Annotated in this window: 14 protein-coding genes and 1 riboswitch; of the genes, 5 read left to right on the top strand and 9 right to left on the bottom strand. The window is 48.4% G+C overall.

The window, feature by feature from the left end:
- Nucleotides 1-151: 151 nt before the first annotated feature.
- Nucleotides 152-1,354 (top strand): nucleotidyltransferase domain-containing protein, encoded by a 1,203-nt coding sequence (locus tag SK066_RS18790; RefSeq protein ID WP_320542618.1) that lies wholly within the window; start codon nt 152-154, stop codon nt 1,352-1,354.
- A complete protein-coding gene (locus tag SK066_RS18785) occupies nt 1,351-3,144 on the top strand; it encodes an ABC transporter ATP-binding protein (RefSeq protein ID WP_320542617.1) in 1,794 nt (597 codons plus the stop codon). The genes SK066_RS18790 and SK066_RS18785 overlap by 4 nt, the downstream gene beginning before the upstream one ends.
- Nucleotides 3,145-3,559: 415 nt before the next feature.
- Here SK066_RS18785 and SK066_RS18780 read toward each other — a convergent pair whose 3' ends face one another.
- The gene (locus tag SK066_RS18780) at nt 3,560-4,507 is read right to left on the bottom strand and encodes an aldo/keto reductase (protein WP_320542616.1); all 948 of its coding nucleotides are present in this window, start codon (nt 4,505-4,507) and stop codon (nt 3,560-3,562) included.
- A 509-nt stretch (nt 4,508-5,016) separates the two neighbouring features.
- Nucleotides 5,017-6,021 (bottom strand): Gfo/Idh/MocA family protein, encoded by a 1,005-nt coding sequence (locus SK066_RS18775; protein ID WP_320542615.1) that lies wholly within the window; start codon nt 6,019-6,021, stop codon nt 5,017-5,019.
- Nucleotides 6,022-6,147: 126 nt separating this feature from the next.
- Between SK066_RS18775 and SK066_RS18770 the strand changes: the two genes are divergently transcribed.
- Nucleotides 6,148-6,981, top strand: a complete 834-nt coding sequence (locus SK066_RS18770; protein ID WP_320542614.1) for an AraC family transcriptional regulator — start codon at nt 6,148-6,150, stop codon at nt 6,979-6,981.
- 342 nt (nt 6,982-7,323) lie between these two features.
- On the opposite strand, the gene cysC is transcribed toward SK066_RS18770, so the two are convergent.
- From cysC to SK066_RS18735, 7 genes are all read right to left on the bottom strand, one after another.
- The gene (gene cysC, locus SK066_RS18765; RefSeq protein WP_320542613.1) at nt 7,324-7,929 is read right to left on the bottom strand and encodes an adenylyl-sulfate kinase; all 606 of its coding nucleotides are present in this window, start codon (nt 7,927-7,929) and stop codon (nt 7,324-7,326) included.
- Nucleotides 7,930-8,241: 312 nt separating this feature from the next.
- Nucleotides 8,242-12,510: an S-layer homology domain-containing protein gene (locus tag SK066_RS18760; protein WP_320542612.1), complete on the bottom strand. Its 4,269-nt coding sequence runs from the start codon at nt 12,508-12,510 to the stop codon at nt 8,242-8,244.
- 240 nt (nt 12,511-12,750) lie between these two features.
- Nucleotides 12,751-13,485: a polysaccharide deacetylase family protein gene (locus tag SK066_RS18755; RefSeq protein ID WP_320542611.1), complete on the bottom strand. Its 735-nt coding sequence runs from the start codon at nt 13,483-13,485 to the stop codon at nt 12,751-12,753.
- 294 nt (nt 13,486-13,779) lie between these two features.
- On the bottom strand, nt 13,780-14,667 hold the full coding sequence (locus tag SK066_RS18750) for a hypothetical protein (protein WP_320542610.1): 888 nt from the start codon (nt 14,665-14,667) through the stop codon (nt 13,780-13,782).
- A 40-nt stretch (nt 14,668-14,707) separates the two neighbouring features.
- A riboswitch (cyclic di-GMP riboswitch) is annotated at nt 14,708-14,801 on the bottom strand.
- 226 nt (nt 14,802-15,027) lie between these two features.
- Nucleotides 15,028-15,798: a peptidylprolyl isomerase gene (locus tag SK066_RS18745; protein WP_320542609.1), complete on the bottom strand. Its 771-nt coding sequence runs from the start codon at nt 15,796-15,798 to the stop codon at nt 15,028-15,030.
- A gap of 186 nt (nt 15,799-15,984) precedes the next feature.
- Nucleotides 15,985-16,908: an AEC family transporter gene (locus SK066_RS18740; RefSeq protein WP_320542608.1), complete on the bottom strand. Its 924-nt coding sequence runs from the start codon at nt 16,906-16,908 to the stop codon at nt 15,985-15,987.
- 327 nt (nt 16,909-17,235) lie between these two features.
- Nucleotides 17,236-17,601, bottom strand: a complete 366-nt coding sequence (locus SK066_RS18735; RefSeq protein ID WP_320542607.1) for a GIY-YIG nuclease family protein — start codon at nt 17,599-17,601, stop codon at nt 17,236-17,238.
- A 382-nt stretch (nt 17,602-17,983) separates the two neighbouring features.
- Between SK066_RS18735 and SK066_RS18730 the strand changes: the two genes are divergently transcribed.
- Nucleotides 17,984-18,697 (top strand): M50 family metallopeptidase, encoded by a 714-nt coding sequence (locus SK066_RS18730; RefSeq protein ID WP_188773405.1) that lies wholly within the window; start codon nt 17,984-17,986, stop codon nt 18,695-18,697.
- On the top strand, nt 18,694-20,061 hold the full coding sequence (locus SK066_RS18725) for an N-acyl-D-glucosamine 2-epimerase (RefSeq protein WP_320542606.1): 1,368 nt from the start codon (nt 18,694-18,696) through the stop codon (nt 20,059-20,061). Before SK066_RS18730 ends, SK066_RS18725 begins: the two co-directional genes overlap by 4 nt.
- The last annotated feature ends 9 nt before the right edge of the window (nt 20,062-20,070 follow it).

The raw sequence follows: 20,070 nt of genomic DNA, 5'->3' as shown, positions 1-20,070 counted from the left end.
GAAGCAAAATATCTTACCGCTTGGTAGGGGCGGGAATCTACATTCTATCCTAATCCGTAGATTCCCGCGGCTCCACTGAGTTCGTCCCCTTATTCCTTCCCGGAGTGGTGTACCTATCGCAACCCCACCACCTTAATGAAAGGAGTACGCCATGAACAAGCAAAGTAGCCTTGAACCGCATATGTATTCTGCTGAGCTGACACTGTTGCTAGAGCTGCTCCAGTCAGAATCAGCTGCATCGTCATCCATCGAAGTGACTTCCCGTACAGCATCGTCGCTAGATTGGAAAGAGTTTGTCGCTCTTGCGCATCATCATCGCGTGTATCCGACCATTCAAGCGCAGTGCGCTGAGCATCCGCTATTGCCAGAGCAGGTCAAGCAATGGCTAACGCAAAAATACAATCGTAATGCCTTCACCATGCTTCAGCTTAGCGGACAGATGCAGCGCCTGAGCGCCTTGCTGGGCGAACGAGGTATCCGTGCATTACAGCTCAAAGGGCCGGTGCTGGCAAAGCTGCTCTATGGTGATCTATCTCGCCGCACGTCGAAGGATCTGGACGTACTCGTGCCGATGGAGCAAGCACAGCAGGCCGAGGAGCTGTTACTAGAACTTGGCTATGTCAAAACGCAATCTGTACCGCGTACGACGCATAATTGGCGCTGGCGGTACAATCATGAATCGTATACAGATGAGCGGACGGGTGTAGAGATTGAGCTGCACTGGCGTCTCAACGGGGATGCCGGGAAGGAGCAGGGCTTCGAGGAGCTATGGAGTCGTCGCCAGACGCTAGCATTTGGCGGCACCGATGTACATATGCTGGGGATGGAGGATTTGCTGATCTATCTAGCTGTACATGGCGCGCGCCATGCCTGGTTCCGTTTGCGCTGGCTGGTCGATATCGATCGGCTAACACGCAGCAATCTGGATTGGTCGCTGCTGCGACAACTCACACGCCAGTATCGCTGTGAGCATATTGTCGGTCAGGCGCTACTGCTCAGTGCCAGCTGGCTCCACACACCGATTCATGCGGAAATGGAGCATTGGACAGAGCATGCACGTTCGCATGAGCTAGCGGTTCGTGTGCTGCCCTTTATTACGAATCGGGTGAATCTGTGTCCCGAGCCAGAAACCGAAGCACTGGCAAAGCCTTATCGTGCCTATCAGTATGCACTCAAAACGTCAGGACAAAAGGCGCTGTTCTGGGTGCGCAAGCTGGCACCGGATGATTGGGATATGCAGACCTTGCCATTACCTAAGGGACTTTACTTTCTATATTATCCGCTGCATCCATTCCTGCTGTTATATCGTCGTATGCAACGGCGTACGGCATTACAACGGGAGGTGGAGCAATGAACATCGTCCGCAATTATGTCAATGAGCTACGTCAGTATGCTGGCAAGCGTCTGTACGGCTATGTGCTATTGATGTTGCTGATTAGTGTACTGGATATGGTTACGCTCTATATGCTCATTCCACTGCTCAGTCTGATTGGCGTATTCGGTGGCAGTACAGGCTCATTGCCATTTGCACAGGTATTTGAACCGCTACGCTCGATGCCGCTGGTCACTTCACTGGCGATTGTGCTGGGACTGTATAGTGTGCTAACGATTGTGCAGGGCTTTATGCAGCGTCAGCAATCGGTGATGGGAGCAGAGATTCAGCAGGGCTTTATCAAGTCGCTACGGCTACGTGTGTATCGTTCGATTATGCGCTCGAACTGGACCTTTTTCCTACGGAAGCGGAAGTCCGATCTGAGTCATATGCTCACGACTGAGCTCGCTCGTGTGAGTCAGGGGACGAATCTGGTGCTGATGCTGGCAACCTCGATTTTGTTTACCGTGCTGCAAATCGGCTTTGCGATGGTGATATCGGTGAAAATGACGCTGCTTGTGCTAATTGGTGGCGGCTTGCTGGCACTGTATTCACGCCGCTTTGTACGCAAATCCAAAGCATACGGCGATCGGATGACCGAGCTGTCACAGGATTATTTTTCTGGTATTCAGGAGAATCTGAACGGGATTAAAGATATTAAAAGCAATATGCTGGAGGCTTCACATTTTAACTGGTTCCGCAATATGGCGAATCGTTTGGAATACAATCTGATTCAGCAGGTACGGCTTAACTCCACCACACAGCTTATCTATAAGCTGATCTCGGTGGTGTTCATTATCGGCTTTATCGTGCTGTCTGCACAGGTATTCCAGCTTCAGCCGGAGCGCTCGGTGCTGATCATTCTGATCTTCGCCCGGTTATGGCCGAGATTTAGCGGTATTCAGTCGTATCTGGAGTATATTAGCGCGCTCATTCCTGCTTTTCATGCGTTATCCAAGCTGCAAAAGGAATGCCAGCAGTCGGAGGAGAGCTATCGTCCGGTTGCGCATGGGGAAGGGCCTACCCAGCCACTACAGGAGGGTATTCGCTGTACAGATGTGACGTTCCATTATAATGAAGGGCATGAAGCCGCGCTGCAACATATTAATCTGTTCATTCCAGCCGGGCAAATGACGGCAATCGCTGGACGCTCTGGTGCTGGGAAAAGTACACTGATCGATCTGTTAATGGGCTTGATGGAGCCGCAGCAGGGGGCAGTCGAGGTGGATGGACAACGATTAACAGGGGAGCGTCTGCTGTCCTGGCGTAACTCGATCGGCTATGTGGCACAGGAGCCATTCCTGTTCCATTCCAGCATCCGAGATAATCTGCTGCTGGTGAAGCCTGATGCGACAGAGGACGATCTGTGGGAAGCGCTGGAATTTGCGGCTTGTGATGAATTTGTTCGCCGTTTACCGGAAGGTCTGGATACGATTATCGGTGACCGTGGCGTGCGCTTGTCAGGTGGTGAGCGTCAGCGTGTCGTACTGGCGCGAGCGATTTTGCGTAAGCCGGAAGTGCTTATTCTGGATGAGGCGACAAGCTCGCTGGATACCGAGAATGAAGCGAAGGTACAGGCGGCGCTCGATAAGCTTAAAGGTCGCATTACGCTGATCGTTATTGCCCATCGTCTATCTACAATTCGTAATGCCGATCAGGTCGTCGTCGTTGATGATGGACGGATTGTGCAGACGGGGGAATTCGGTCAATTGTCTCGGGAAACGAAAGGAACGTTTCATCAGTTGCTCGGATATCAGAATGCGGCGCAGTAATAGCAATTCAATCGGTTAGCCAGATAGCCAAATAGCCAGATGTTAATGAAGTTATTAGCATCTGGCTATTTTTGTGGCCGATTATCCTATAATGCTTGCAGGCAGAGCTAGATCGTGTGGAACAGGTGGGACACTTTTTAGCTGGGGATGGCGATGTGGAATTTCCGCTGATACGTGATCTTTTGTTATGTATGTTGGAGCCTGTAACATCGCGAAGCTCGTAACCACTTATTTATTTATGTAGCTCATCTTACCCAACATATGAACAGCCAGCATCGCTTCCTTTGTACGGAAGTGCATATGCTGGCTGTTCATTTATTGTAATGAGTATAACTGTTGATTCTAAGTTAATGCGCTACGAATACACATATCCTATAGTTAAGCCTATAGTGAGTGGGTATACGTTCAGATGATCTTATACACCAGAAGGATTTGCTCCGCTCAGATCGAGCCAGTTCAGCTCGTCACGCGTGAGTGTAATGCCAGCGCCTTGCTCGCAGGACAGCAGTTCTTCGCGATTTTGCGCACCGATGAGGGCACAGGTTGGGAATGGCTGATTGAGTACATACGCGAGCGCGATCTGGATGGTCGTCGTGTTTTTATCCGCAGCGAGCTGCTCAGCACGGCGCAGACGTTCCCAGTTATCATCGCTGTAAAATACGCGTACGAGATCCTCGTTGTCACGCACCTCTGGTGTAAAGCGTCCGGTGAAGAAGCCGCGTGCTTGCGATGACCATGACAGTAGTGGAAGCTGAGTCTGCTCATGCCAGTCCAGCGTTTGCTGATCTGCGGATACACAGCCTGCCCAGAACGGCTCGTTCGCTTTGGCAAGGCTCAGGTTCGGGCTGCTAAATGTAAAGCCAGTCAATCCGTTGGAAGCAGCATAGTCATTCGCTTCCTGCATCCGTTGCCATGTCCAGTTGGACGCTCCAATCGCTCCGATACGACCTGCCTCGATATGCTCATTAAGCGCTTCCAGAATGACTGCAACAGGCACGGATTCATCATCCCGATGCAGGGCATATAGCTCTACAAAATTCGTTTGCAGGCGCTCCAGACTGGTCATCAGGTCGTTGCGAATCGCATCTGGATTGACACGCGGGCCGTTCTGGTCGTGGTGAGCGCCCTTGGTGAGAATAACGAGTGAGTCGCGGTTGCCATGCTCCTGCATGTATTTGCCGAGTACTTCTTCACTCTGACCGCCGCAGTAGATGTATGCGGTATCGATCGTATTGCCGCCGATTTCGATAAAGGCGTTAAGGTTGGTGACTACTTTTTCGTAGGCATCGTGGGTAAAGTAATCGGAGCCTTTGATCAGGGTGGATACGGGTTTGCCTGCGCCTGGGATTTCGATATGTTTCATTGGGATCAGCCTTCCTTTCATTTGTGGGTGTTATAGGATTAGAAAAATTGCGTGCTTGTTTGGGTGTTCTCGCTGACTTGTGTTGAGGGGCAGCAATCACTTCGGCAAGGAATAAGGGAACGGACTCGGGTGGAGCCGCGGGAATCTTTTGGATTAGGAGTATATGAAGATTCCCGCCCCTCCAAAGGAGTCCTTTTCCCTTATTTCCTTGCCTGCGTTCTGTGCTGCTTGCAAACTAAGTTAGGAACAGCTATATACCTATACACCGAAAGTTGTAGTGGGTGGAGCTTTTCTAATCCTGTTTTGGGTGGTGTGGCCGTTTTAAAAAATGCTGTGCATTTTTTAATCAATGATGTTGCAGATAGTTATGCTATACATACCATATGGGGTTAACCTAATGCGATTAACTATATACGACTAAACTTTATTATATTTTGATTATTCTAAACTTTTGCTAGCTGTAGAAACCTGTACTTTTGGAATGAGAAGGTCTACATACTAGGCATCGTTTACAATGTGATACGTTGGCGTTCTTCGGCTGACTTCAGGCAGGCGTCTAATACGCGCATGTTACGTACGGCGTCTTCGGCGTCGTAAAGTGGTGTTTCGCCGTTTAGGACGGTGCGGGCGAAGGCGTCGGCCTGGGCTGCGTATTGGTTGAGTGTGGCTACCTGGACTTCGCGGCGATTGTCGCCGACGGTGACGAAGAAGTTGGAGCGTTCGTCGCCTGGGCTTACGTAAGCGGATGGGACTTCGATGATGCCCTCGGTGCCGAGTACTTCCAGTGTGTTGCGGAACGCTGCCCACATGCCACTGTCAAAGGTGACGCCGATATGGTCGTCGAATTCGAGCAGGCCGCTTGCCATCATGTCGACCTCATCGTGCTGAGGGGAGAACATGGCGATTACGGTAGCGGCGGACGGTTCTTTGCCGAGCAGCATGCGTGCTGCGCTGATAGAATAGCAGCCGATATCGTACAGCGAGCCGCCGCCCCAATCTTTGCGGAAGCGTACGTTGCCGTCGGAGCCGCTGCTGTTAAAGGTAAAGGTGCTATGGATGCCGCGCACGTCGCCGATCTCGCCGCTGGCAATAATATCGCGGATCTGCTCGTAACGCGGATGGTGGCGATACATGAATGCTTCTGCCAGATGCACGCCAGCTTTGGATGCTGCCGCGGCCATTTCCTCGGCCTGTGCTGCATTCAGAGCGATTGGCTTTTCACATAAAATATGCTTGCCTGCTTCTGCGGCACGCAGTGTCCATTCATAATGCAGATGGTTCGGAAGCGGAATGTAAACGGCATCAATACTTTCGTCAGCTAATAATTCCTCATAGCTCCCATAGGCTTTTGGAATGCCCAGATCGGTTGCCGTTTGCTCTGCTTTGTCCAGAGTACGGCTTGCCAGAGCAGTTACTTCGTTCAGGCTGGATTGCTGAATGCCCGGGATCACCGAGCGAATGGCGATGCTGGCGCTACCAAGAATACCCCAGCGTAGTTTGCGTTCTTGCGTCATGAAAAAGATCCTCCTGTCTGGGTTGCTATATTGTTCTATGTTGTGATTATAATAAATGAATAAGCGCTTGAAAATGATAATATATTGAATAGAATTAGTACAATATTGTTATTAAGGAGGACGAATATGCCCAGACAAAGCGTACTGCTGACTTTGCAGGAGCAACCTTATTTTTGCCTGCCAGAATCGGTTGGGCATTACAATCAGCAGCCAGAGCATCATGTGCTACGGGAAGAAGGTGCGCTGAACAATTTTAATATTCATTATGTAGCATCTGGAAAAGGATATGTAGAGATTGATGGGACGGTGCATGAGCTGCGCAGTGGGCAGGCGGTGCTCTATTTTCCACATCAACGACAGCATTATTACAGCAGTGAGGATGATCCGTGGGATGTACGGTGGGTGCATTTTTATGGAGAACGACTGCATGATTATATGATCGAGCGCGGATTCCATCGGCATCTGCTATGGACGCTACGACAGCGCGGTGAGTGGGAGCAGGCGCATCTGGAGCTACTAGCCGAAGCCGAGCATAATCGGATGCTGCATCAGGCCAAGCTATCCACGCTCACGTATGCAGTGCTTGCCGAGTTCGTTCATCAGGCAGTTCCACTCAAAAATACGCGTGCAGGCAAAGCGGAAAGTCGCATTCTTGGCTTACTCCCACAGATGCAGCAGGAGGCATGTCAGCCGTTTTTACTGAGGGAATGGGCAGAGCGCGCAGGAGTTAGCGAATATTACTTTTGCAAGCTGTTCAAAGCGGTGGTCGAAATGACACCGCTGGAGTTCATCACACGCTCTCGCTTGCAAATGGCGAAGCAATGGCTGCTGGAGCGTCCAGATCGCAATATTGGACAAATTGCAGAGGATGCTGGCTATCCGAGTGTCAGTTATTTTAATCGTCAGTTTATGGCGCGGGAAAATATGACACCAACGGAGTATCGGAAGCTGTACTGGTAGCTGTAGCGATATTGGTAAATGTAATGAAATCATTTGTAAATGCGGTATATTCCCTATACATCTGCTTCGTGTTAAAGGCTGGGCAGGTGGTGCGGCAGATGTATAGGGGATAGGTGGAATGATTGGAGTGCAAGAAGTAAATGCGGATACATAGGTGTACTGTATATCTGGCAAATATAGATTTATGACTGGGAAGTATAGTCAGGTATTCGATAAATAAGTGCTGATGTACAGCGTGATATTATACACAGATGTGTATCAGCATGCAGTACGATAGATAGATAGATAGATAGATAGAATCGTTGCACAAATAAAAGCATATAACAACTGATAGAGGTTCTTTTATACGGGCGTAGACCCCAGCTCCAGCGTCTCTATCATCAACAGCACTGCCTCCTGCACCGATAGCAGCTCCGTATTAATAACTAGCTCTGGGTTTTCCGGTACTTCATAGGGTGCATCGATTCCGGTAAAACCTTGAATCTGACCTGCTCTAGCTCTGGCGTACAGCCCTTTGGGATCGCGCTGCTCGCATACATCAAGTGAGCAATGGATATGAATCTCATCAAAGTCCTCCTCGGCAAACATCTGGCGCACCATCTGACGGTCACTGCTGTAAGGAGAGACAAAGGCGGCAATCACAATCTGTCCGGCATCCACCATAAGCTTAGCTACCTCACCGATTCGGCGCAGGTTCTCATGGCGATCGTCTGCGGAGAAGCCGAGGTCGGCATTCAGTCCATGTCGTATATTATCGCCATCCAGTACATAGCAGAGCTTATTCTGTTCAAATAGTGCTCGTTCCAGCGCGAAGGCGATCGTGCTTTTACCTGCACCAGGAAGTCCGGTTAGCCACAATAGTCTGCCGCGTTGTGCATAGCACTGCTCCCGCTCCTGGCGTGTAACAGCAGGGGTCTGCCAGTGGATATTAGGTTGAAGGTTGATCATAATGGTATGCGTCCTTTCATCGTTAAATAGCATAGTAGCGTGTATGTATAGGTGTCGTTTTCGATGGCTGTACTTGTATCATACCAGCGAATGTGCTGGACTGCGAATCTGGAAATGTATGGCTGGTATCTAGTTGCGAATGAATAAAGGAGCGCATAACAACAGCCCCCTTTCTCTGTAGAAAGGGGGCTGTTGTATCTTTTGTATACGGATATTTGTATTGCATGATGGGGTTCAATCCATGATCGCTGATCCGTTCACCGTCATGGTGGTCTAGCTACATGCCATGCAGCGTATAGCCAGATGTTTCGTTTAGATCAGCTCGGATTGCTTCAGCAGACGTTCTACCATGGCTGCAACCTCTGCACGAGTCATGCTTGCTTTTGGATCCATTTTACCGTTACGTCCATTGATCAGCTTAGCGCGAACGGTTAATGCTAGATTGTCTTTTGCCCAGTTACCGATCTGACTATGGTCAGCAAAGCCAGCCAGTGCTGCTGTTGTGTCAGACGCAGGTGTACGCTGCGCAAGACCCGTCAGATTCATCGCTTTGGCTACAATCATCATCGCTTGTTCGCGTGTAATGGTATCCTGTGGACGGAAGGTACCATCCTCAAAGCCATTAATCAGTTTGTAAGCAACGGCTGTCTGTACAGCACCTGCATACCATGCATCCGACTTCACATCGCTAAAGGAATCTGCGCCTTTCCCTGCTGGCAGTCCCAGACCGCGAACGATAATAGCGGCAAATTCAGCGCGTGTAATGTTGGCATTCGGGTTAAAGGTAGTATCGTTTACCCCGTTTACAACCATGCGCGAGCCCATATCATTCACAGCATCTTTTGCCCAGTGATTGCTCACATCAGCGAATGTCATTGGATGCCAGACGACCGAATAATTGCTGTTGGTCAAGCTGTTCAGGACAGCATAATATCTGTTGTTTTGCTTGATAACTTTAGTAGGGATATGATCAATCGAGTTATCGTCACGCATAACAACGCCTGTCGTGATTTTCGTTGGATCAATATCATCTGGTAATTGGATAGTGCGTTCGATATACGAATTGAATGAAGTTACAGCTACCTCTTTATCAGCTATGATGGCTGTCACTTTAAAGTCAAATGGAGGTATAAGCAGTGTAGCTTTTTTCGACGTACTTGCTTGAGTCATCTGCTCACTTACTGCTTGAGACGACTTAGCAATCTGTAGCGATACCTTAATATTGTCAGTAGAAGTGATAGCACCTAATCCATTCAGCTGAGCCAGTGTGCTCAGTTGAATTTCTTTGGCTGGAAGCTTATACGATGCCTGGTCAGTTTGCAAAACGATCGTAGCGGACTTATCCTGCATATTTTGCAAGGCTTGCCCATCGATCTGTGCTCGATTCACATCCGAATCGGAAGAGATCGGGATCGTAACGATGGCATTAGCACCTTCTGCATCCAGCTTCACTTTGAGCTTGTTCGTATCCACATCGATCGTGGTCGTTTTGATATTGTTTTCGATCGTTGTCGTGGATTCGCCTGCATTTTCCTGTTTGCCATTCACAAGTACAATAACAGGTTGTTTTCCACCAGTAACTGGTGTGCTTGTGCCAGGAGTTGGTACCGTAGGGGTTGTGGAAGGACTACCCCCGCCGCCACCCGAAGAACTACCACCGCTGGAACCGCCGCCAGAGCTTTCTGAAACGACGACAGCTTGAACGATAGCATAACGCAGTACATTGGAATTCATATCTGCTTCAACGACTACGATGGAATCACCATTGGCTGCATCCACGAGTCCGCTAGTAGGCAATTCACTATAATTGCTTACCGATGAGCCGATTCCTGGCTGAACAGCAGTAGCTGTTCCAAAGTTTTTGAAGAGCCATTTATTACCGGAACCAGGCAACGCTGGTGAAGTGATGGTCAGTACCGTTTTGCCATTATTGGCAGAGCCAGATGGATCACTTGCTGTTACCGTTAAGGCTGGAAGCTGGTTGGCTGTAAATTGCAACAATGTCACCAGACCAGCAGGCTTGGACGCGGTAGCTGCATAACGTACTTTGACTTCATGGTCGCCGATCAGAGATGGCAAATTGGAGCCGTTGTATAGTACATATGCCTGTCCATCGACGGAAACTTCCATCGTCGTATCCAGTCCGATAATCGTATTCAGTGTATCATCTGCCATCACGACAGGTGCAGGTACGATCTCGGCATTCGGATCTTTGACACCAACGATTTTACCTGCCGCTTTGGATGCAAATGAGCTTGCTGTCGCTTTGTAGCGAATGAAATACGTATTGACCGCAAGATGAGTTAGCTCGTTACTATAAATATTGTTCCACTGAACCACATCGCTGATCGTATATTCCATATCACTACTCACGCCGGATATTTTGCCATCAAGCGCTTCTGCGTAGGTGGCATCGGTCACGCTCAGGTTCAATGGTGGCAGTGGACGAGTCGGAATCAGCAAGGATTGTGGCTGACTGTCTACCGAGCCCGCACTTGCAGCCTGGATCACATTGATCGTCTGACCCATCCAGAAGGAAGGGATCACGATATGACCGTATGTGTCCGCAACAACTGTAGAACCATTGACGAGGTAAGTTGTATCTGGCGCCAGTCCGGTCAGTTTTTCGTTAGCATAATCAATCGTTGCTTGTGGTGTAGCATGTGGTGCTTTGGCTTTGTAGATCGTTACCATCGGTGAAGCATCGATAAAGTTATAATTGGCTCCCGAAGATAGAATGAATTGAAGCTGACCGGAAGTTGGATATTGATCAGCAGGTGGTGGATCAGGCTTCATTTGCACCGAAGTGATCGTGACCGACCAGTTTTTACCGGAGCCACTTACTGTTCCTACGGTTGCGGAAGCTGTGACATCGAAAAAGGCAATGTCATTAGCGCTTAGATCAACGACATCCTTGTCAAAAGTAAGATTGATTTTGGTGGATGTGCTTGTATCAGAACCATCTGCCAGGGCAGATAGTAAGGTTACATCCGTTGCAGGCGGATATACGGCGAGCTCATAATATTGAACCGTTGTACCGTTCTCTGCGGTTACTTTGACATAAAGATAGGTAGGTGGCTGATGATCCTTAATGCTGATCGTTCCACTACCAGTGATTTCATTACTTGCATAATCAGAGCTTTTGTATAGATTGACTGTAGCCGTTGGATCCTGAACTTTCAGGTCAGCCAGACCCAGTTCGTTCACAGACGCAGGCATACTTAGTTTCCATTTGATTGCATTTATAGTCGAGCTTCCATTGCCGCCCGTTATATCTGTGCTTGCAGGTGCTTGATTAGCTACAGAATCCAATGCAGCGTTAGAGCTTGGTGTATATTCCAGTGCACCCAGGTCGACGATGCCGCCATCGGTACGAGGGTTACCGTCCAGATCGAGACTGCTCAGTACATACGTATTGTCACCCTGATCAATCGCATCTACAGCCTGAGTATTTAATCTATAGTCCTTCATATCTGTGTTTCTAAATGTACTGGAATCAGCAGACGACACAATCAAGTTGGGACCTACTTTTACTGGAGGAACATCGGGCGATGCTCTGTAGATGAGGGTAGAGAGATCTGTCTGTGCGCTGAAATTCATGGAAGAATTAGCAACGATATTGTTACGGAATTCATTTTGAAACGAAACGCCATTTGGTCGCCCTGCATCTGTCAGATAGGCGATTGGAGCGAGCACAGCGCCTTGATCATTATTCAGATTGTTATTGGCAAATGTATTATTGTACCAGATCGCATCATATGCACCGCCACCGGAGCTGATGGAGCCGATTCCAGTTGAAGATGTATGTGTATTGACTGTATTATCTGCGAACAATGAGTTGGTAATGGTAGCCTGGACGAAGCTGTTGAAAAATAACATGCCTTGAAACGTGTTGTCCGTGGCATCATTAGCCGCCATTGAGTTGTTCGTGAATTTGACACGATCGATAGTCACCTTGTAGGGAGCTTGGACTACGCTCAGTGACACGATGCCGCCACCGCTTTTAAACGCTTTGTTGTTACCGATAAAATAGATATTATTTAGCGTTACACTGGAATAATTTTCGCCTGTAATCGATAACGCAGAACCCATATAGTCCAGTCCTCCATGCGTATCGACTACATTGAAGTTTTTCATAATCAGGTTGGACATGCTGAATGTTCCGCTACCGGTAGCATATATACCTTGTGATCCATTTCCATCGACTGTGATCGCAGGCTTGCCCTGAGCATCGGTCAGACCTTCGATGGTGAAGCTGCCTGTTGATTGCGAACCGATCTCCACGGATGTACTGTCTCCTGGATTCCAGTGTGTCAGACTGCCTGCGAGTGTGATCGTTGAGCCTTTAAGAGAAGGATCAAATACGACTTTACCATCAGCGAACTGACCTGCCTGTGCAATCGCCCATGCAAACGAGCCTGTACTATCATCACCATTCGTATTGATGACCGTAAACGTATTGTTGCTTGCTGGCCCTGCGAACACCGATCCTGCTGCACTTGAAAAAGAAGCTAGCAGTAGAATCAAGCATAATGAAATTTTGAACATGCGTGTTTTTGATATTGCATGATAACGGTTCACACAATCATCCTTTCGCCCTTTTGAATTTGTTTACGCCCTATGGCAGGCTCTATCCTCATTATCGGTTTTACTTGTTCAATTGCTTAGGTATCGAAACACTTCTTTTCGTAATTGTAAAAAAATTAATAGGGCTGCCATTCATCTTCTAAACGCAAAAAAACCAGAACGTGAAGCGTATGCTTCAAGCTCTGGCTTTTTCTGTTAGCGTGCTGTAATTAAGCTTTTGATTAAAACTATGGATTAACGCTCGTCGTTCCAGAAGTTCACTGGCTTGATCTGCTTATTCAGTACTTTGAAGGTGTAGCCCTCGGCTTTCAGCTCTTTTAATACAAGCGGCAGTACCTTCAAGGTTCCTGGCTGATCATGCATCAGGACAACCGGAGTTTGACCGCGTCCTTCGACAGAGTGAATCTGGCGCATGATGTTCTGATAAACCTTCTGATGATCCTTTTTATATTTCCAGTCCAGCGAGTCAACGTTCCAATCCCACAGGTGGAAGCCACCAACAGGCAGCAATACATCACGGAAGTTCTGTTTCAAATACGGCTTGCTACCATAAGGGGGACGAACAAGACTTGTACGCTGACCCGTTACCTTGTAGAGACTGTTGTTCGCACCAACCATCTCATTATAAGCGCTGTATGGCGAGTGATAGAACTTGCTCGCAACGTGGGTAACACCGTGCAGTCCGAGTCCGTTACCTTCTTTGACAATACGCTTGGTTGCCGCAGGATAACGCTCCATGTGCGGGCCGAGCATAAAGAAGGTGGCGTGTGCATCGTACTTGTCCAAAATGTCTAGCAGATCCATCGTGTGTGCAGTCGGGCCATCATCAAAGGTCAAATATACCGTTTTACCCGAAGTTGATGCTCCTGACTTGCTGTTGCCGGCTGCCTTCGCATCGGCGGTCATTGCTTGCGGAATGAAAAGTGCCATGATGAGTGTGACAATTAGCCACCGTTTCATATGTAGCATGAGATGAGACGCTCCTTACATAATAAATTTCTCTTGTTCCCGTGTTCCATCATACCAGCAAAGCGACCTGCCAATCAGTCTCCAAACGATACTATTGCATAACATTTTTGTCACATTCACCCCATTAAAAGAAGCAATTGTTTAAATTGTAGAGATTGAAATTAGGGGATATAGGCAAATAGTCAGGCAATTGCAGTCATTTGTGGCAGACTGATCAATATGTCCCTATTGTTATATATTAAAATGACTGCCCCTCAAAAAGCAAAGAGCAGTCATTTTAATCGTGCAGGATCATTAGCGATTGTTCAATGCTGTCCAGCCCGCATAATCATGCACAGCTACTCCGGCAAAGGAAGCATAAGCTGAAGCTGTATCATTAACAATCTGAAGCTGTTGTTTCATATAGGCTGCGCCTTCTTCGTAAAATGTAATCCCATTTCCTTCTGCGGAAGCATTCGTTTCCACACCAACATACACGCTGATGCCCGCAGTTACACCTTCGGCAAGCTCTGCCGAGGCAACATCGACAATCGCATCAGCCCGGTCGCGATACGCCATAATGGTAATCGAATCGTATTGCTGCATCATCCAGCTGCTCAGTGTCGTTTGCTGATCGGCTGTATACAGGGTATGCAGCCAGAATGGAATATCAGCCGAAGCGGAGATGCCGAGCTGGCGTGCGGTTTGTACAACGCTTAGCACGCTTTGCTGCCAGCCGCGGATGACTTTACTCTGTTTCGTTTTCCATTCGCGCAGCAGATAAGGCTCAATATCGATATGGATACCGCTAAAGCGCTCATCGGCACCCGCTGTATTTTGATAAGAGGTAATCCAGTCGAGCGAGGCTTGTAGCTGAGAACGCTGGGAATCCAGCGCCCAGGAAGGAGTACCGTCCAATGCTTGCACAGCAATGCCCTGTGCAGAGGCAGCGGCGATAAAGTGGTGATACACCGCAGCATCCAGATCACGGTTGATTTGCAGGTAGATCAGGTTGATCCCTTCGGATGCGGCAAATTGCAGCACGTCAGCTGAGGAAGTGGCAATCAATTGCGTATTCCACAGCCAGGTGGCTTTCTGAGCCGATTGCGCATGAGCGGATGACATAGGTAAACCTCCCAGCAGGATCAGCAGTGTAAGCATCGTGATCCAGATGGTTTTTAAATAATTAGCGTTGTTGCTCATGATGAATCGGACTCCTTCGATTCATACCTATCAGGTATTCCTCGGCAACCGGCTATCGTGGCGAAACCCTGCACTTTCGCTGTAGACCCATGGCTTTGCGTCTTCACCTTTCGATGAATTTGCCCTGATTGAATATGAGTTCCGTTTAATAATGTGCGGTGAGCCAATTATGATCTGCGCCGCATGTCCTGTTTAATGAACAGGGTAATGTATATATCGGTCAAATGGCTAAGTGTCTAAATAGTTAAAAATAGTTTTGTACATATCTTGTTACAAATGAAAAAGCAGGCAGAGTGGCTACGGCTTTCTATCCGTAATGACTCTGCCTGCTACTGTTCATACCATGCAGCGATGTAATGCTTAGTTGCTGCTGCTTTTTTCTGGTTCTGGATAATCGACACCTTTGGTATCAACGGTTACTTTTTTCATTACTGGCGGTGTATTGGGTTTATTCATGTCACCCGTTGGCACATTCACAATCTTATCGACCTCGTCCATGCCGCTGATCACTTTACCAAAGGCAGCATATTGTCCATCAAGCTGCGAAGCATCGGCAACCATAATGAAAAATTGAGAGCCGCCGCTGTTTGGATCGCCAGCGCGTGCCATCGATAGTACACCACGAGTGTGCTTGAGATCATTTTGTACATTATTTCCGGTAAACTCACCTGGAATGCTATAACCAGGGCCACCGGAGCCATTCCCGTTCGGATCGCCACCCTGAATCATGAAGCCAGGAATCACACGGTGGAAAGTCAGTCCGTCATAGAAGCCCTTTTTCACCAGTGAAATAAAATTGTTCACCGTATTCGGTGCAGCCTTAGGATAGAGCTCTAGCTCAATCTTCTGACCATCATCCATCTCAATCGTTACAATTGGATCATTGGCTTGCTTGAAGCTTGCTGAATTGTCATTAGCAGATGGTGCGTTGCTGTCGGTGCTGCTAGCTTCACCTTGCTCACTGCTGGTGCTGCTGTTGTCTGATCCCGTCGTGCCCGATTCGGTCTGACTACTGGATGAGGTACTGCTCTGTCCAGCACTGTTACTTGCATTGCCGCAGCCTGCAAGAACGAGTAGTAGTGCGCTGAACATCAGGAAAAATACGATAGCTTGACGTGGTTGGCGTAGCATATATATGCTCACTCCTTTGAAATGAATAAATCGCCGTAGCTGAATGTACAGGCTGCTGACACGCAGTAGCATCATACGTCTATATCGATACGAACGAGTACAGGTCTAGACGAATGCGTACAATCAGGGCAAACAGTATCAGTATAAAATGTATACTCCCTTGAAAACAAGTTTTGCAAGCTTTCGTTACGCTACATAATGCGAAAGGGTGATCACAATCGTAATGGTAAACACATTAACCATCGTAGATAGCAATACCGTCTGAGCAGCAAAGTCTGGCTCATTGCGGTACTCCTCTGCCAGAATCGACGTGTTCACACCTGTAGGCATCGCGGAGGCAATCAGCAGTGCCTGAGCAGGAATACCGCTCAAGCCCAAGACATAAATAAGCAGCAGCCCGATCAGCGGCCCGCCAAATAAACGTAGTGCCATACTCAGGTAAATATCCTTGCGATACAGCCGTAGCGGATATTTGACGATCTGAGCACCCAGCGTGATCAGTGCAATCGCCACCATCGATTGCTGCGCATAAGTCAGCGGCTGGGACAGCATCGCAGGTAGCGGCACAGCCATCACATGTAGCAATAGCCCGAGCACGAGCGCGTAAGGAACAGGCATTTTCAAAAAGCCGACAATTACACTACGATAATTCCCCTGTAGCCGAGAACCCTGAATCGAGATAACTCCATACGTAAAGGTCAGCAGACTTTGCAGCGACATAATCAGCGCCTGCATTGATGCCGCCAGCGGCTCCCCATTAAATACAAGCTGATTCACGGGCAAGCCATAGTTACCGGAGTTATCGAGCATGATGCTATTGTTAAAAGCGGCTTTTTTACCATTGCGATAGCCCATTATCCGCGAGGTGATCGAACCAGCGATATATAACAGCAGTACATACAGCGCATAAAACAGAATCACATTACCGAGCAGCTCTGGATTCATATTGGAATGGTACATACTCATAAATACCGTTGCTGGTGTAATGCAGTAAAAGTTGATTTTGGACAGGGTGTACAGGTCGAGTCGGAAAATACGCTCCAGTACCGAGCCTGCCACGATCAGTACAATAATCGGCAATACGACACCGAACAAAATATTGAGAAACAAAAGGCTCCACTTCTTTCTTTCATCATCTGGTATACGGATGTCCGATCTGGAAAAGGCATAAGCCAGGGCAATCCTTTCCCAGCCGCTGCCGCAATCTGCTTACCAGTATACCATACCCAAGCAAATCACCCTGAACCGGATAGCGATCCAGTACAGGGTGATAGGGGAGAAGATGAGCCATATGCAATAACATAGGCTGCCTCGTTTACTTTTACTCATTTAATTGTATAGGGATGTATGCATAACAGATGCACAAATGCCGCATGTTAGGTTAGATACACAATGCAGAGCGATGCGCTGAATTGTAGCTGTATCGCACCGTTTAGCTTACAACGCCGTATTTTTCTCCAGCGGTTGATACAGATTCCAGCCTTCAGCGCGCAAACGCTCTGTCCATTCCTGTTGTCTGTCATACAGCAGATCCTTATGACTATCAAATGGATTCTCCGGTGGCTTCACAATCTCCAGTACATCGATAGTGAATTGCTCCTTCCCGAGACGCGACCAATCCGCCTGTAGCTCACGATGGACAAACGAGCCCATATCGAGCGAGAAGGTTCTACCATTTAATGAACGCAAATTAGGCAGGCTGTCTACCCATGCCTTATGCTCTGCTAGATTACGAACGACATATACGCCAGCTTCGATCGGCGTTTCTTTATATTGCTGTTGCAGCTCTTTCCTGCGATCCATGCGATATCAGCTCCTTGATAGATAATTGATTGATTTTATACTTATTTTATAGATGAATTGTTATTTTGTCTATAATTAAATAAACAAATATATTTTTATCTATTCAAAATATAGATAAATGCATAATGATCGGTCTGTTGATTATCTACTTACCATCCATTTACCGATCAAGAATGGATTCCGATATGAAAAGAGTACGTATCTCTGGTTAAGCAACTATGCGCATAATCGCTGAGCAATTGCTTCACCTGCCTCAAAAATAAGTAGTCGTTCAAATTGTGTTCGCTTCGTACGCACGGTAAAATGGTGAAAAGGCTTGCTGCTGCGCGATTTGGCGATAGAACGTGGCAGTGGCAACTAAAACGGGTAAGGATGTGAAGCTTTGAACAACTGGCTGAAATTGATTCTACTGCTGCTAGCTTCGGCAGTATTGACGAGATTGATCCCTTTCTCGTCGTTATTTCGCAATCTGGATACGATGATCCATGAGTTCAGCCATGCGATGGTTACGCTGCTCACCTCCGGGCGAGTCAGTCGAATTGAATTAAATGCAGATCATAGTGGAGTGACCTATTCGATGATCACGTCGGCATGGAGCGGTCTGCCGATTGGACTTGCTGGTTATATGGGTTCATCGATCTTTGTGGTGTGGATGTTTTATCTGTATCACAAGCGTCAGCAACGCGTAGGTATTATCGTTACAGCATCGATTGCCCTGATGATGCTCATTCTGTATGTGCATCATGGATTTGGAGTGATCTGGCTGATCGGCTTTATCGTGGTGAGCATTTTGATGCTGATCGGGCCGGAATGGCTACGTAACGGCTATTTTATGCTCATTATGTTTTTGACATTAGAGGAATCGGTCATATCGGCACTTACGATTCTACTCATGTCTGTCACCTCGCCTTCAGCTGCTGGAGATGCAGCAGGGCTTGCTCGTCAATTCTTTTTGCCGCCTGTGGTATGGGGCGCATGGTTTGCTGTCTTTTCAATCTGGTGTGCAAGCAGAGCGGCGCGATTATTTTTGCGAGAGCGCAAGCCTGCTGGAGTACGCACACGTTCATCTTATAAGCGTGGAGGATATTCGCGATGAAGCCGAATGTAGGTGCAGGACGCCCGTGGGCGCTGCGTGGAGCTAGTATTCAGATCGATCCGTTATTCCCGTATTATGCCGATCGTTCACCCGATAGTATCGCGGATGAGCTGGTACTGGCGGGTTATCGTACGGTGCATTATTTTGTCGTGAATGAGCAGAAGGTTGATCTGCGCCTGGTGGAGGCATTGCAGCGTAGAGAGATTGCGGTCTGGGCGCTTGTGCTGGGCAACGGTACATTTAGCGCAGAGCATGCACCGCCGCTGTGGAAGCAGTGGCGTATGGAGCTACTGCGACCGATTAATGATGGATTTGAGCGATTTTCCCATTTTTCAACTGAATATATAGAATGGAAAAAAGAAGTGCTGTCATACGTGCTGTCGAATGTGCCGTTTGATGGTGTGGAGGTGGCAGAGCCTTATTTTCCAGAGTGGAATGGACTAGAGCGCGGAGTGTACGGAGACGTAGGGCCGCTGGCAGCACAGGCATTCCGTGCACGATATGGGGAAGAGATGCCGGAATTCCGTGATACGTCATCTTCGCGTTATTACACACGGGTACCTGAGCTATACGAAGCCTGGATTGATCTGCGTGTGGATGCAGTGAACGGACTTATTCATGAGCTGATCAATGGTGCTAAGGGAGCGCGTGAGCTGCGACCGGATATTCAGGTGGCTACCTGGTCGCTCGCGGTGCGCGATGACGATGCCGCGCGCAAGCTACGCGAATGGCAGGGGCTGGATGCAGTATCTATGATTGAGCTGGTGAAGCCGGATCTTCATGTGCTACAGACGCATTGGCCGGACTGGATGAAGCGTGGATTGCCTGCCGACTATATTCGCGAATACGAGCCACTTGCCGCTTCGATTCGTGAGCGTTATCCCGATCTGCCACTCGGCATTCAGGCAGATATCGGCTCACGGGCGAGTATGATCAAGGGTCGCCGCTGGCTGGATGATTTTGAGCATCATGCGTATGCGCTTGGATATCGCACCTGGATGGCATATGAATATCATATTGGCGGTTATATGTATGCCGAGCCACCGCTCCCTTCATCCGGTCTGCGACTGGACGATGCTGAGGTGATGATCACCTATAACAAGCGAATTGACCCGGATTCGATCGGTGAGGTGCTGCTACATCTGTCCTCTGGCATGAGCCGTCCACAGGTAGTAAAGGTAACAGGATCGGCAGTGGACGGGAATCGGCTATTTTTGAGATTTGCGCGAGCGTTACCGCACACGCCATTTCAGCTGGAGGTACGTGATGTGCGTGACACACCAGAGCTATGGCTACTCAAGGGACGCAAGGCGAATCGTACACCTCGCCGAACCCGAGTATCGATCATCCGTCCGGTGACCTGAGTCGCTGCA

It is taken from the genome of Paenibacillus hunanensis (assembly GCF_034055775.1).
Classification (GTDB): Bacteria; Bacillota; Bacilli; order Paenibacillales; family Paenibacillaceae; genus Saccharibacillus; species Saccharibacillus hunanensis.
This window is presented reverse-complemented; position numbering and strand designations above follow the sequence as displayed.

What these genes read in the sequence shown, in the direction of transcription:
- SK066_RS18755 (WP_320542611.1), bottom strand. Translation starts at nt 13,485, where the DNA reads ATGCTACATATGAAACGGTGGCTAATTGTCACACTCATCATGGCACTT.
- SK066_RS18725 (WP_320542606.1), top strand. Translation starts at nt 18,694, where the DNA reads ATGAAGCCGAATGTAGGTGCAGGACGCCCGTGGGCGCTGCGTGGAGCT.
- SK066_RS18775 (WP_320542615.1), bottom strand. Translation starts at nt 6,021, where the DNA reads ATGACGCAAGAACGCAAACTACGCTGGGGTATTCTTGGTAGCGCCAGC.
- SK066_RS18790 (WP_320542618.1), top strand. Translation starts at nt 152, where the DNA reads ATGAACAAGCAAAGTAGCCTTGAACCGCATATGTATTCTGCTGAGCTG.
- SK066_RS18735 (WP_320542607.1), bottom strand. Translation starts at nt 17,601, where the DNA reads ATGGATCGCAGGAAAGAGCTGCAACAGCAATATAAAGAAACGCCGATC.
- SK066_RS18770 (WP_320542614.1), top strand. Translation starts at nt 6,148, where the DNA reads ATGCCCAGACAAAGCGTACTGCTGACTTTGCAGGAGCAACCTTATTTT.
- SK066_RS18750 (WP_320542610.1), bottom strand. Translation starts at nt 14,667, where the DNA reads ATGAGCAACAACGCTAATTATTTAAAAACCATCTGGATCACGATGCTT.
- SK066_RS18785 (WP_320542617.1), top strand. Translation starts at nt 1,351, where the DNA reads ATGAACATCGTCCGCAATTATGTCAATGAGCTACGTCAGTATGCTGGC.
- cysC (WP_320542613.1), bottom strand. Translation starts at nt 7,929, where the DNA reads ATGATCAACCTTCAACCTAATATCCACTGGCAGACCCCTGCTGTTACA.
- SK066_RS18745 (WP_320542609.1), bottom strand. Translation starts at nt 15,798, where the DNA reads ATGCTACGCCAACCACGTCAAGCTATCGTATTTTTCCTGATGTTCAGC.
- SK066_RS18780 (WP_320542616.1), bottom strand. Translation starts at nt 4,507, where the DNA reads ATGAAACATATCGAAATCCCAGGCGCAGGCAAACCCGTATCCACCCTG.